General features: G+C 67.1%; 10 protein-coding genes. 5 read left to right on the plus strand and 5 right to left on the minus strand.

Annotation, left to right across the window (positions count from 1 at the left end; translation table 11 throughout):
• Position 1: 1 nt before the first annotated feature.
• Entirely contained in the window at positions 2-1,171 is a 1,170-nt protein-coding gene (locus tag NX773_RS07755) for a TIGR03088 family PEP-CTERM/XrtA system glycosyltransferase (RefSeq protein WP_258855729.1), read from the minus strand.
• Positions 1,172-1,497: 326 nt separating this feature from the next.
• On the opposite strand from NX773_RS07755, the gene NX773_RS07760 reads away from it, so the two are divergent.
• The gene (locus NX773_RS07760) at positions 1,498-2,244 is read left to right on the plus strand and encodes an N-acyl amino acid synthase FeeM domain-containing protein (protein WP_258855730.1); all 747 of its coding nucleotides are present in this window, start codon (positions 1,498-1,500) and stop codon (positions 2,242-2,244) included.
• Entirely contained in the window at positions 2,241-3,896 is a 1,656-nt protein-coding gene (locus NX773_RS07765) for an FAD-binding oxidoreductase (protein ID WP_258855731.1), read from the plus strand. The genes NX773_RS07760 and NX773_RS07765 overlap by 4 nt, the downstream gene beginning before the upstream one ends.
• A gap of 40 nt (positions 3,897-3,936) precedes the next feature.
• On the opposite strand, the gene NX773_RS07770 is transcribed toward NX773_RS07765, so the two are convergent.
• The 4 genes from NX773_RS07770 to NX773_RS07785 all read right to left on the minus strand — a co-directional run bounded on the left by NX773_RS07770 (position 3,937) and on the right by NX773_RS07785 (position 10,733).
• Entirely contained in the window at positions 3,937-5,322 is a 1,386-nt protein-coding gene (locus tag NX773_RS07770; RefSeq protein ID WP_258855732.1) for a SpoVR family protein, read from the minus strand.
• The gene (locus NX773_RS07775) at positions 5,319-6,473 is read right to left on the minus strand and encodes a DUF444 family protein (protein WP_258855866.1); all 1,155 of its coding nucleotides are present in this window, start codon (positions 6,471-6,473) and stop codon (positions 5,319-5,321) included. The genes NX773_RS07770 and NX773_RS07775 overlap by 4 nt, the downstream gene beginning before the upstream one ends.
• Positions 6,474-6,517: 44 nt before the next feature.
• A complete protein-coding gene (locus NX773_RS07780) occupies positions 6,518-8,482 on the minus strand; it encodes a serine protein kinase (RefSeq protein WP_258855733.1) in 1,965 nt (654 codons plus the stop codon).
• A gap of 151 nt (positions 8,483-8,633) precedes the next feature.
• Positions 8,634-10,733 (minus strand): TonB-dependent receptor, encoded by a 2,100-nt coding sequence (locus NX773_RS07785; protein ID WP_258855734.1) that lies wholly within the window; start codon positions 10,731-10,733, stop codon positions 8,634-8,636.
• Between the two features lie 159 nt (positions 10,734-10,892).
• Between NX773_RS07785 and NX773_RS07790 the strand changes: the two genes are divergently transcribed.
• From NX773_RS07790 to NX773_RS07800, 3 genes are all read left to right on the plus strand, one after another.
• Positions 10,893-11,399 (plus strand): pyridoxamine 5'-phosphate oxidase family protein, encoded by a 507-nt coding sequence (locus NX773_RS07790; protein WP_258855735.1) that lies wholly within the window; start codon positions 10,893-10,895, stop codon positions 11,397-11,399.
• Positions 11,400-11,521: 122 nt separating this feature from the next.
• The gene (pnuC, locus tag NX773_RS07795) at positions 11,522-12,136 is read left to right on the plus strand and encodes a nicotinamide riboside transporter PnuC (protein ID WP_258855736.1); all 615 of its coding nucleotides are present in this window, start codon (positions 11,522-11,524) and stop codon (positions 12,134-12,136) included.
• Positions 12,133-13,434 carry a Xaa-Pro dipeptidase gene (locus NX773_RS07800; RefSeq protein WP_258855737.1) on the plus strand — a complete coding sequence of 434 codons (1,302 nt, stop codon included), beginning with the start codon at positions 12,133-12,135 and terminating at the stop codon, positions 13,432-13,434. The genes pnuC and NX773_RS07800 overlap by 4 nt, the downstream gene beginning before the upstream one ends.
• Positions 13,435-13,449: the final 15 nt, after the last annotated feature.

Consider the following 13,449-nt stretch of genomic DNA (forward strand, 5'->3'; position numbering starts at 1 on the left):
CTCAAGCCCGCTGCGGCGCCGCGCTGGCCTGGCGTGCGAGCGCGTCGTACACGGCCAGGTAGCTGCGCGCCATCGCCGGCAGGCTGTGGTGTGCGATCACCTGGCTGCGTGCGCGGGCGCCGTGGCGCGCGCCCATCTCGGGGATGCGGCAGTAGTCGGCGATGGCGGCGGCCATCAGGTCGGGCGACGTCGGCGGCACCAGGATGCCGGTGAAGCCGGGGTGCACGAGCTCGTTGCTGGCGCCGACCGTGGTGGCGACCACCGGCAGGCCAGTCGCCATCGCCTCCAGCAGCGCGTTCGAACCGCCCTCGGCAACCGATGGCAGCACGAACAAATCCATGGCGCGCAGCAGCTGCGCGATATCGGCCCGGTCGCCGGGCAGCCAGGCCTTGTGGCCGGCGCCGGCGCGGTTGAGCATGGCCTGGCACTCGGCGCGGCACGGTCCGTCGCCGATGATCATCAAGCGCAGGCGCTGGTGCGCCGGGTGCGGCGAAGCGATCAAACGCAGGAAGGCTTCCACCAGCGTGGCATGATTCATGGCCTCGTCCATGTGGCCCACGCTCCCGATCACGTAAGCGCTGTCATGCATGAACCCGGCTGGCCCGACCGCGGCCGGCGGGCCAAGGCGCGGGTGGAACTGCACGCTATCGACGCCGTTGGAAATGTGGGAGACGCGCGCCGGCTCGGCGCCAACCTGGTCCACCAGCCAGCGCTGCAGGTCCGAGCTGACCGCAATGAAGTGGCCGATCAGGGGCCGCAGCAGGCGCCGCAGCAGGCGATGGCCGGGTGTGGCGCCGTCATCCCGCTCGCGGCCGTGCTCGGCGTGCACGCGCAACTTTACCCCGGCCAGCGCGGCCACCAGCTGGCCTTTCAGGCCGCTCAGGTTGCGGGTGTGGACCAGGTCCGGCTGCAGGGCGCGCAGGGTGCGGAACATGCGCAGGTAGTGGCCGAAGTCGGCGCCGTCGCGCTTGTGCAGGTTGATGATCGCAACACCGCGCTCGCGAATGTCGGCCTGGTAGCTGGCGCTCTCGCTCAGGCACACGATTGCATGGCGGTAGCGCTCGGGAGGCATGTGCGCGATCAGGTTCACCAGGCCAGTGCCGGCGCCGCCGGCGTCGAGCTGGCTGACCAGGTGCACGACCAGCGGCGGCGCATCGGCGTGCTGGCTCATGGTTGCGCGGCGGCCGCGACGAAGGTGGCTGGTGAGGGAAGGGCGCTGTGCATGGCGGACGGCCTCCTGTCGTTGCGCGTGGGTCGCTCGGCGATTGGAGCAACGATTATATGGCCACCTGAACACGCGTATCGGCCGCACGGCAGCGCCGTTGACACCCGTCAAGAGCGGCAGCGCAAGCGTCGCGCGCGCACCGTATGCTTGCGGCAAATTTCCGTCGAGCTTGATGCATATCCATACGGCAAACGAAGGGGCATTCCGCACGGAACCCATGCATTGCCGCGCTTGTCTGAGACCCCATTACGCCACCAACGGAGGAAGAGAAAATGCGGGTTGAGGAGCAGCCAATCGTTTCGTTCCAGGTGCCGGCCAGTGCTGCCGGCGCCAGCCAGCTGGAGTGTCGTCAGGACGCGCGCACGGCAGGCATGCAGCAAGTGAATGTGCACATCGACGCATCGGCCGATGGGCTGGCGGCCGCCGGCAGCCTGCTGCGCCGGATGTACGCCTGGCGCGGCTACGCGCTGGCGGACGGGATGGGGCACGCCAACCGGATCACGCTGGTGGCCGAGACCGGCGGGCTGGCGATCGGAACGATGAGCCTGTGGTTCGACCGGCAGGGCGCGCTGCCGGCTGACGCAGAGTTCGGCGACCGCCTCGACCTGCTGCGCGCCCAGGGGCGGCGGTTGTGCGAGCCGTCGCGGCTGGCGATCGACAAGGGCATGTCCAAGCGCGTGTTCGCGGCGCTGATCCACGTTTCCTATATTTACGCACACCATATCCAGGGCTTTTCCGACTACGTCATCGAGGTCAACCCGCGTCACGTGACGTTCTACAAGCGCATGCTCGGCTTTGCCGACTTCGGCGGCGAGCGCGCGTGTGCCCGCGTGGGCGCGCCAGCCGTGCTGCTGCGGCTGCCGCTGGAGCAAATGGGGGCGCAGATTCGCCAGTGGGGCGGGCTGATGGAGCAGCATGGCGGCGAGCGCTCGTTCTATCCGTACTTCTTTGCCCTGCGCGAGGAGGCCGGGATCACCGCGCGCCTGGTGGCCAGTTGCGTGCAGCGGAGCGCGGCATGAACGCGGTCACGGAGCCGCGCGCGATCGGCATTCCGGCGCAGGGCGTGCTGGAGGCGATGTCGCAGGTGGTGGGCGCGTCCAACCTTGTCGTCGAACAGGCGGCGCTGGCCGGTTACGCCGCCAGCACCGCGGCGCGCCCGGTGTGGCCGCTGGCGGTGGCGCGCCCGGGCTCGACGCAGGAGGTGGCGGCACTGGCGCGGCTGGCCACCGTGTACGGGGTGGCGCTGTACCCGGTCAGCACCGGCAGGAACTGGGGTTACGGCGACGCCTGCCCGGTGAGCGGCGGTCAGGTGCTGCTGGACCTGTCGCGCATGAACCGCATCGTCAAGGTGGATACGGAACTGGCGTATGCGGTGATCGAGCCCGGCGTGACCCAGCAGCAGCTGTCGGACTACCTGCGCGAGCAGCAGAGCGGGTTGTGGTGCGATTGCACGGGCGCCGGGCCGGACACCAGCTTCGTCGGCAATATCCTCGAACGGGGCTTCGGCCATTCGCCGTATGGCAACCGGCTGCAGCACGTGGCCGGCATGCGTGTGGTGCTGGCGGGCGGCGAAATCCTCGACACCGGTTTCGGGCACTACCCGCAGGCGCGCACCGCGCACCTGTTCCCGTATGGCGTCGGCCCATTTCTCGACGGGCTGTTCACGCAGTCGAACTTCGGCATCGTCACCCGGCTTGGGATATGGCTGATGCCGCAGGCGCGCTGCATCAACCACTTCCTGTGTTCGGTGCCGCGCCATGCGGACGTGGCGTTGCTGGTCGATGCGCTGCGCCCGTTGCGGCTGGACGGAACGCTGCGCAGCATCGTCCACATCGGGAACGACCTGCGGGTGATCTCCGGCGGGCGTGCCTTCCCGCGTGCGCTGGCGGGCGAGGCGTCGTGCTTGCCGGACGAGGTGCGGGCGACGTTGCGCGGCGAGGCTGGCGTGGGGGCCTGGACTGCGTCCGGCGCGCTGTATGGCAGCCCGGAGCAGGTGGCGGCGGCGCGCAAGGCCCTGCGGCGGGCGCTGGCGCCGCTCGGGGCCAAGCCGGTTTTCATCACCCCGCGCGCGCTGAACACGGCACGGCGGCTATCGCGCTTGCTGGGCTTCACGCGCGCCGGTCAGGTGTTGCGGGCCAAGGTGGCGTTGGGCGAATCGCTGCTGGCGATGAACCGGGGCGAGCCGAACGGACGCTTTCTTGCGGGCGCGTACTGGCGGCGGCGCGGCGGGGTGCCGCAGGATTTTCCGCACGGGGCCAACCCAGCCCGCGACAACTGCGGCATGCTGTGGGTGTCGCCGGTGCTGCCGATGCGCGGGGCCGACATGCTGGCGGTGCACGCTCTGGCCGAGCCGGTGTTTCGCCAGTACGGCTTCGACCTGTTTGCAACCTTCAGCATGATCAACGAGCGCGCGCTGGGCGGGGTGCTGACCGTCGCCTACGACAAGGAGGATCCGGAAGAGGTGGAGCGGGCGCATGCCTGCTACCACGAGGTGTTCGCGCGCTGCATGAATGCGGGTTACATCCCTTACCGGGTGGGCAATCATTCGATGGGGGAGCTGGATCCGGAAGGGGACGTTTACTGGAAGACGGTGGCGCGTATCAAGGCGGCACTGGACCCGTTGGGAACGATTGCACCAGGACGGTATGAGCCGACGCCGGTGTGCAGGTGATGCGGTCGGCAATGTCGGGCCGGGCGCGCGGCCCATCCCGCTAGAAGCCGACCTTGCGCGCCGGCAGTACGCGTACCACGCCGCGGAAGTCCACGGTATGCAAGGAGACAGGACGCCGCCAGATGCGCGTGACGTACTCCATCACCCGTTCGGCCTGCTGCAGGTCGAGCCCGCGGCCGTCGTGCAGGTAGTCATGGCGCAGGTCGAGGCTGCCGTCGGCGCCCACTTGCTGCACCATCACGGTCGGCGCGCCGTAGTTGTATTTCGGCGCCAGGATCGCCTCGCGAATCGCGTGGATGTCGCGGCTGGCGATCTTGGTCTCGCCATCCTTGCGCGTCTCGTACACGAACAGGTCGAGCTTGTCGGCCAGCTCCTGGTCCAGGTAGTTGCGAATGAAGCCGAAGTCGTCTTCGTCGCGCACGATCTCGCGCGCCTTGGCCAGCCCATGCTGGTCGATGATGTGCTCCCACATCGAAAAGCCGAGGTGGTAGGGGTTGAGCGAGAGCGCCAGCTGCTGGCCGCTCGCATACGGGCGCACCACGTCCGAATGCGACTTGATCGCGGCCAGGTACAGCTCGTGCGGCAGGAAATTGGCCTCGCGCAGCAGCCGCGCGTGCCAGTACGAGGCCCAGCCCTCGTTCATGATCTGGCAGGCGAAGATGGGGTGGAAGTAGTAGGCCTCCTCGCGCACCGCCAGGAAGATGTCGCGCTCCCATTCTTCCAGCTCGGGCGCGTAGTGCGCGATGAACCACAGCAGGTCGCGTTCCGGCTGCGGCGGCAGCGGACTGCGCTGCACCGGTCCGGCCGTGGGCGGGGGCGCGGCCTCGCCCGGCAGGCGCGCAAAGCGGTCGCGAAAGACGTCCGGGGGCGGCTCGGTGGGCGGCGCCATGAAGGCGGGATACAGCGGCCGATGCAGCGGCTGGTCCACGTCGATGTGCGGCTCGAGCGCCAGCGCCGCGTCCAGCACCGCCTCGACCGCTTCCTGGCCGTGCGCCGTCAGCGCCCGCTCCAGCCGGTGCGCGCGTCCGGCGCTTTGTTCGAGAATGTGTCCGCCTGCCATGTCCATGAAGCGCGCGAACAGCTGGTTGTTCTTGGCAAAATCGGCGTGGCCGAGCACGTGGGCCGTGACCAGCGTGTTTTCGGCCAGCGAGTTCTGTTCCAGCATGAAGGCATTGCACGGATCGCCCGGGAACATGACCTCGAAGATGCGCGAGTGGCCCATGTGCTGGCGCACCAGCTGGTGGATGTAACGCACCCCGAAGGACCAGTGGCGCATGCGCACCGGCAGTCCGTACACCGCGATTTCGACCATGAAGTTATTCGGCACCAGGTCGAAGTTCACCGGGTGGTAATCCAGGCCCAGCTCGGCGGCGAGCGCCTCGAGCCGCCCGGTGTACTCGGCCAGGCGCGCGTGCAGCTCGCTCATGGCAGCACCTCGGCCGGCTCGTCCTCGCTCTGGTCGCTGAAGAAGCGCCGCAGCGCGCGCCAGACATCGTCGGAGTGGGCCAGCACGCTCGATCCGACCGGCAAACCGCGCCGTTCCAGCTCGTTGCACATGCGCCGCATCTCCGTTTCCAGCGCGCGCGGCACGCCGGGCAGGGTTTCGATGTAGCCGATGTAGTTGAGCATGCCGGCCAGTTCGGTCAGTGTTTGCGTCGCCGAGGCGCGGTCTTCGGTGAAGTTTTCGCCGTCCGAGGCGTAGAACATGTAGATGTTGTTCTGCGCCGCGTTCATCTCGGCGTGGACAGTGTCGAGCACCAGGCGGAAGGCGCTGGAGGCGATGGTGCCGCCGATGCCGGACACCTGGAAGAAATCGGCCTCGCCGAATTCCCACGCGTGGGTGGTGTGGGCAATGAAACGGGTTTCCACCTTGCGGTACTTGCGCCGCACACCCTGCAGGGCAAAGAAGAAGAAGGACTTGGCCAGCTTGCGTTCCAGCTGGGTCATGCTGGCCGACACGTCGATCACGAAGAAGATGACCGCGCTGGTGCTCGGGCGCGAGCGCGTGACCAGTTGCCGGAACCGCAGGTCCTCGTTGGTGAACGGCACCGGGTCTTGCTGCACCGCGCGCCGCTTGATCGCTTCCTTCACCGTACGCCGCCGGTCCAGCCGCGAGCGCGCGCCGCGTTTGTCCCAGCCCTCGCGCACCAGCTCCAGTTCGTCGATGCGTGCGCTGGACTTGGGCTTGAGGTCGGGCAGCTTGAGTTCCTCCCACACCCAGTCCATCACGTCGTCGATGGAAAATTCGAGCAGCAGCTTGACCTCGCCGTCCTCGTTACCGCCTTCGCCCGGCTCCATACCGGCTTCCTCCTCGGGCTGGGCGGGCGCCAGCACGTCTCCCGGCTTGCCCTTGCCCTGGCCGGCGCCGGTTTCGGAACGTCCCTCGGCCAGCCGGAAGCGTGCGTGTTCCAGCAGGCGCACCGGCACTTGCACGCTGCGGTCCTGCGGGCCGGTGATCAGGTCGGGGCCGGCGATCAGCTCCGGCAGGTGCTTTTGCACCGCTTCCCGCACTTTGTCGTTGTGGCGCAACCAGTCGCGCGCGCCGCGCGAAAACAGGTCGTACCAAGCCGTGTTCATCGTAGTCACGCCGCACCTCCAGACAGGTTCCGGCTGTTGTTCGGCTATTCTTGCGCCAGCAGTGTCGTCACATAGTTCAGGGCCTCGCGCGCGCTGTGCGCGTCGTAGCCGTATTCGTCCACCAGCCGCTTTTCGACGGCCGAGATCTTGGTCCGGATTTCCTCGTCCGGCCGTTTGGCCGAGCTCACCAGCCGCAGCACGTCGCGCCGCTGCTCGAACAGGTACTGCTGCACGGCGTCGTTGAGCTGGATATGGCTCTCCAGCCCGAACCTGACGCCGCGCTTGTAGGCCCCCATCGCCTTGCGCACCACCTCCTGCCGGAACGACTGCTTGCCGGACTCGGAAATGTGGATCTTTTCCTCCACCGCCCGCAGGAAGCGCTCGTCCGGGCGCCGCTCCTCGTTGGTGATCGGGTCTTTGATGGTGCGGTTGTCGAGCATGGCCTCCACTTCGTCCAGGTACTTGTTGAGCAGGTCCTGCGCCTCCTGCTCGAACGACACGAACAGCGCCTTGTGCACGTCCTGCTTGACCCAGCGGTTATAGAAGTCCTTGCGGGTGAGCACCAGGTAGTCGACCCACTTGCGCTTTTTCTTGGGGTCGATGCGGGCGTCGTTTTCGATCCCGTCTTTCAAGGCAAGCAGCACGTCCATCGTTGACAGGCTCTTCTGGTTTGACTGGATGATGGCATTGGACAGCGCGTTGATCACAAAGCGCGGCGACACCCCCGACAATCCCTCGTCGGGCGCCTTTTCCTTCTCTTTGACCCGGCGCACGTCGGCACGGTTCACCCCCTCGACCTCTTCGTCGGCGTGGATGCGCACCTTCTTGACCAGCTCGACCTCCTTCTCGTCGCTGTCCTGGATGCGCGACAGGATCGCGAACACGGCGGCCGCGTGCAGTACGTGCGGGTCCAGATGGACGTCGCGAAAGGCCGGCGCCGCCGAGGAGATGAGCTTTTTGTAGATGCGCGCCTCTTCCTTGTAGTTCAGCGTGTAGGGCACCTGGATGATGACCATGCGGTCGAGCAGGGCCTCGTTCTCGCTCTCCTGGAGAAATTTGCGAAATTCCGCCAGGTTGGTGTGCGCAAGAATGGTCTCGTCCAGGTAGATGAGCGGAAAGCGCGACACCTTGACGTTCTTTTCCTGGGTGAGCGTGAGCAGCAGGTAGAGGAACTCGCGCTTGACCTTGAGGATCTCGATCATCTCCAGCACCCCGCGGCTGGCCGCGTACACCGCGCCGGACCACGACCAGGCGCGCGGGTCGCCCTCGTCGCCGTACTGGGCCACCTTGGACAGGTCCACCGAGCCGACCAGGTCGGCCAGGTCGGCCGTGGTGGGGTCGTGCGGGGCGTAGGTGCCGATCCCGCTGCGGCCGGATTCGGAAATGAAGAAGCGCTCGACCGGCATCTGCATGAAATCGCCGTCGAACTGGTCCTCCAGCCGGGCGCGGCAGTGAGGACAGACCTCGCCGGTAATGTCGATGCCGTAGGTGTTGCGGCAGGAAGCGCGCATGGTGTGCGGGATCAGGTGCAGCGGCGACTCGTGCACCGGGCAGCCGGCGATGGCGTACAGCGCGCCTTCCTCGGTGTAGCTGTATTCCTCCAGCCCGCGCTTGAGCAGGATGACGAGCGTGGACTTGCCGCCCGACGGCGGGCCGAGCAGCAACAGCAGCCGGCGGCCGACCTCGGACCCGCTGGCCGCCGCCTTGAAGTAGTCGACGACGCGGTCGATCGCCTCGTCGATGCCGAACAGGTCGTCCTCGAACAGCCTGCAGCGGAAATGGCCTTCGCCATCGTCGATGCAGGTGGCGCGGATCATGTCCCAGATGTACTGGTGCGAGCTGCGTGCCACTTGCTGCGGCGCCAGTGGCAGGACCTTCTCCATGAACTCGGAGAACGGCCCCGACCAGTGCCCGGCCCGGTGCTGCCGGGTGAACAGGCTCAGGCTCTTCAGGAAATTGTCCTGCTCGTCCCAGGAACGGGCAGGGAATTCTTCGCCAGGTAGCGTCACGTTGCCTCCGTATTCCAGACAGGCGCGCGCGAACGAATCGCACGCCGCGCGAAGCCACAGTATCGGCGCGCGCTACGGGCAGCAAATGAGCCGCGTCAATGTGAGAGACCGAACCTTGCCGCTGCGGCGACAAGAGGCGCGGCAGCAGCGCTCAGAAGCTGGCGTTGACGGTCAGGCGCAGCGCGCGCGGCGAGCCCGGCGTGATGTTGCTGTCGCTGTTGGCCGACGCGTAGTAGCGCTGGTCAAGCAGGTTCTCCACGTTCAGCTGGGCCTGGTAGTGCTTGTCGATCCGGTAGTACAACGCCGCGTCCAGCCGGGCAAAGCCGGGCAGGGCGACCGCGTTGGAGGTGGAGGCAAACACCCGGTCACGGGCCACGACGCCCACACCGGCGCCGAGCGCATTGCTGAAGTCGTAGCGGTTCCACAGCGACAGCGTGTGGCGCGGTACCTGCGCCACCGTGCGGCCGGCCGGCACGTTGCCGGACGCGGCGGTCAGCTTGGCGTCCTGCCACGCATAGCCACCCATCACGCTCCATGCCTTGGTGATCTTGCCCTGCAGCCCCAGCTCGACGCCCTTGCTGCGCTGGCCGTCGACCAGATAGGTGCGTGCGGGATCGAGCGGGTCGGTGGCCAGCACATTGCTGCGATCGAGCCGGTACACGGCCGCCGTAGCCGACAGGTTCGGCAGCACATCCCACTTCGCGCCCAGCTCCACGTTGCGGAATTTTTCCGGATCGAAGGCGGCGTTGGACGGCGTGAGCGAGGCGAGCTGGTCGCCCGCACGCGGCGCGTAGGCCAGGCTGTAGCTGGCATACAGCGACATCGCGCGCACCGGTTTGTACACCAGGCCGACCCGCGGCGACACCGGGCTATCGGTGATGTCGAAGCGCCTGCCGCTGCGGTGGTCGGTGAAATCGACCTTGAAGCGGTCGTAGCGCAGCCCGACGATCGCCAGCCACTGCGGCGAGAATTCCAGCTGGTCCTGCAGGTAGGCGGACGCCGCGGTGGCCACCCCGTGGTTGTCGGCGTCGGTTGCCGACTGGCGGAAGCTGACGCTGCCCACCAGCCACGGCGCGGCAGCCGGAACGGTCGCGGAGGCGCCGCTGAAGTAGCCGGTGTTGCGGAAGTTGTCCGTCACCTGGCGGCCATACTCGATGCCGGTCGCAAATTTGTGGCGCAGGCCGAGGGCATCGACGGTAAAGTTGAGGTCGGTCTGGTTGAACAGGTTGGTGCGTTGGGTGGCGTTGTTGTAGGCGCCGAGCGTCAGGGTCGGCACGCCGTTCTTGAGTGTCACGACGCTGCCGGCGTAGATGTTCTGGTAGAACTTGTCGTAGTCGGCGTAGCGGGTACGGTTGCGCAGCATCACGCCGTTGCCGAAATCATGCTCAAGCAGCGCGGAAAATGCGTTCACGCGCGACCACGTCGGGCTGTGCGCGGCGTCGCCAAAGAAGGTGGCAGGGTCGGTCTCGTAGGGGCGGCCATTAAAGCCCGGCACGCCGCGGTCGGCCACGCGCTCGTCCTGGAAGTGTTCGTAGCCGAGCACGATGCGGGTGTTGTCGCCCGGCGCCAGCAGCAGTGTGGGGTTGATGCCCTTGCGCTTGTTCGACACGCCGGCGCGGTAGCTGCCGGAGTCGTCCAGCAGCGCGTTGAGGCGCAGCGCCGCGCCGTCGCCGAGCGCCTGGCCCAGGTCGACGCTGGCCCGGCGGTTGCGCCACGAGCCCACGGTCAGCGATGCGTCGCGCACCGGCGTCCACGCCGGCTCCTTGCTGACCCGGTTGATGACGCCGCCGGCGCCGCCGCGACCGAAGATCATGGCGTTCGGGCCCTTGAGTGCTTCGACCCGCTCAATGTTGTACAGGTCGCGGTAGTACTGCACGTCATCGCGCACGCCATCGACAAAGAAGTCGCCGGTGGTGCTGTTGCCGCGCATGACGGCGGTGTCGCGGTTGCCTTCGCCCTGGGCGGTGACCACGCCGGGCACGTAACGGATCACGTCGGCCATGCCTTGCATTGCCTGATCGCGCATCAGTTCGCTGGTGACGACCGTGACCGCCTGGGGCGTGTCGCGCAACAGGGTGTCGGATTTGGTTGCGGTGCTGCTCGATTTGGCGTCGTAGCCGCGCTCCGCGGTGCCGACGATGGTCACCTGCGGCAGTGGCGCGTCGTCGTCCGCCAGGGCGGCGCCGGCGTACCCGGCAAAGATGGCGGCAATGGCCAGGCGAAGGGGAGTATTGGTCTTGTTCCTGGACATCGCAGCTTTCCTTAAACGCAAATGAGAATGATTCGCATTATGTATCAAGAACTGTTCAGTTGCAAGTGCAGAATCGCGCGCAAGGTTGGACTGCGCACCGTGGCGGCGGCGCGCCGGCGCTAACATGCACGCTTCCATGAACCGAGGAGGAATCACGCCATGACCACCCCGACCGACTCCGGCCACGTGGCGGCGCTGGCCGACAAGCTCGGCCCCGTGCGCTTTGCCATGTTCACCACGGCCGACCAACACGGGCACCTGATCAGCCACCCGATGACGCTGCAGCTCACCGACGATGGCGGCGGCCTGTGGTTCTACACCGCGACCACGGCGCCGCTGTGGGAAAACATCGCCCACAACCCGGAAGTGAACCTCAGTTTCGCCCGGCCCGACGACATGCTGTTCGTGTCGGTGAGCGGCCGGGCCGAGCGGGTGGTGGACCGCGAGCGCATCCGCGACCTGTGGAACGTGGGCGTGCAGGCCTGGTTCCCGGCCGGGCCGGAGGACGAGCATGTGGTGCTGGTCCGTGTGGACCCGCATGCGGCCGCGTATTGGGATTCGAAGGAAAGCAAGATGGTGCGGCTGTTCGAGTACGCCAGGGCGGCGTTCACCGGCAACCGCCCGGACGTGGAGCCGGGCGAGCACGGCACAATACCGCTCGATTGAGCCTGCGGCGATAGCTGGGGGCGGCCGCATTGTTGCTTGCAGAAAATTGCCCCTATAGTTAGAGTACCTGCTTCTTCAACGAGGAGCAGGCAGATGATGCTGGCCAGTCAAGGCAGGGCGCGATGACGCCGCTGGAAGTGGCGGCGAACGCGTTCACGGCGCTCGCGATCGTGCTCGCCGGGCGCAACAACGTGCACACCTGGTGGACCGGCATCGTCGGCTGCACGCTGTTCGGCGTGCTGTTCGCGCAGAACCGTCTTTACGCGGACGTGGTGCTGCAGGCGTTTTTCGTTGGCACCAGCATCTTCGGCTGGTGGAAATGGGTCCGCGGCGGCGACGCCGGCAGCGCGCTGCCGGTCACGCATGCAAGCCTGGCCAGCATTTTGTGGACCGTTCCTGCCGGCGTGCTGGCCACCGCCGCCTATGGCGCGCTGCTTCATTACTACACCAACGCCTATTCGCCGTTCTTCGACTCGGCCGTGCTCGTGTTCAGCGTGATCGGGCAGATCATGATGATGCAGCGCCGGGTCGAGAACTGGGCGTTCTGGGTGCTCGTCAATACGATCGCGGCGCCGCTCTACCTGAGCCGCGGCCTGGCCCTGACGGCGACCCTGTATGCCGGCTTCTGGGTCAACGCGCTCGTGTCCTGGCACACCTGGCGCAAGCTCGCCGCGCGCAAGCTTCAAGAACAGGTTTCCGTCACCACAGCTGTTTCCATCGAAAGCACGCACACATGAAATTGATCCGCCTGTTTGCCGGCCTGGCTGCCGCCGGCGTCCTTGCTTCGTCCGCTCTCGCCGCCGACCAGCTGGTCGCTATCCGCGCCGGCAAACTTGTCGATGTGGTCAAGGGCGAAGTGCTGCGCGACCAGACCATCGTCGTGAGCGGCGAGCGCATCGCGGCTGTCGGCCCGTCCGGGTCGGTGCAGGTGCCGGCCGGCGCCAGGACCATCGACTTGTCCGGCGCGACGGTCTTGCCCGGCCTGATCGACATGCATACCCACCTGACCGGCGACCCCAACCTGCACGGCTACAAGTCGCTGGGCGTGTCCGATATCCGCTCGGCGCTGTACGGCGCGCGCTCGGCCAAGGTGACGCTGGAGGCGGGCTTTACCAGCGTGCGCAACGTGGGCGCGAGCGGCTTTGGCGACGTGGCGCTGCGCGATGCGATCGACGACGGTGAACTGCCGGGGCCGCGCATGCGGGTGTCGGGCTACGCAATCGGCATCATGGGCGGGCACTGCGACAACAACCTGCTGCCGAATGACTTCCACTACGTCGAGCGCGGCGTGGCCGACGGCCCGTGGGAAGCGCGCACCAAGGTGCGCGAGATGGCCAAGTACGGCGCCGACGTGATCAAGATCTGCGCCTCCGGCGGCGTGCTGTCCAAGGGCGACGAGCCGGGCGCGCAGCAGTACACGCTGGAAGAGATGAAGGCGATCGTGGACGAGGCCCACAAGCTGGGCCGCCGGGTGGCCGCGCATGCGCACGGCGCATCGAGCATTCGCGACGCGATCCTGGCCGGCGTCGACTCGGTCGAGCATGCGAGCCTGATCGACGACGAGGGCATCCGCCTTGCACGCGAGAAGGGGACCTGGCTGGTCATGGATATTTACAACGACGACTTCATCCTGCAGGAAGGCGCCAAGGCGGGCATGCTGCCCGAGTCGCTGGCCAAGGAGAAGGCGCTCGGCCAGCTCCAGCGCGACAACTTCCGCAAGGCGTTCAGGGGCGGGGCAAAAATGGCGTTCGGCACCGACGCCGGCGTGTACCCGCACGGCGACAACGCGCGCCAGTTCTTCTACATGGTCAAGTACGGCATGACGCCGATGCAGGCGATCCAGGCCGCGACCATCAACGCTGCCGACCTGTTGGGCTGGAAGGACCGTGTCGGGTCGATCAGCGCCGGCAAGTACGCCGACATCATCGCGGTGAGCGGCGACCCGACCGCGGACCCGGCCGAGCTGACGCGCGTGCGCTTCGTGATGAAGGGCGGGGCGGTGTACAAGGCCGATCCGGTATCTGCGCCGCGTTGAATTGGCAGGGTGGGC

Origin of the sequence: Massilia solisilvae (assembly GCF_024753215.1) — a bacterium.
Classification (GTDB): domain Bacteria; phylum Pseudomonadota; class Gammaproteobacteria; order Burkholderiales; family Burkholderiaceae_D; genus Telluria; species Telluria solisilvae.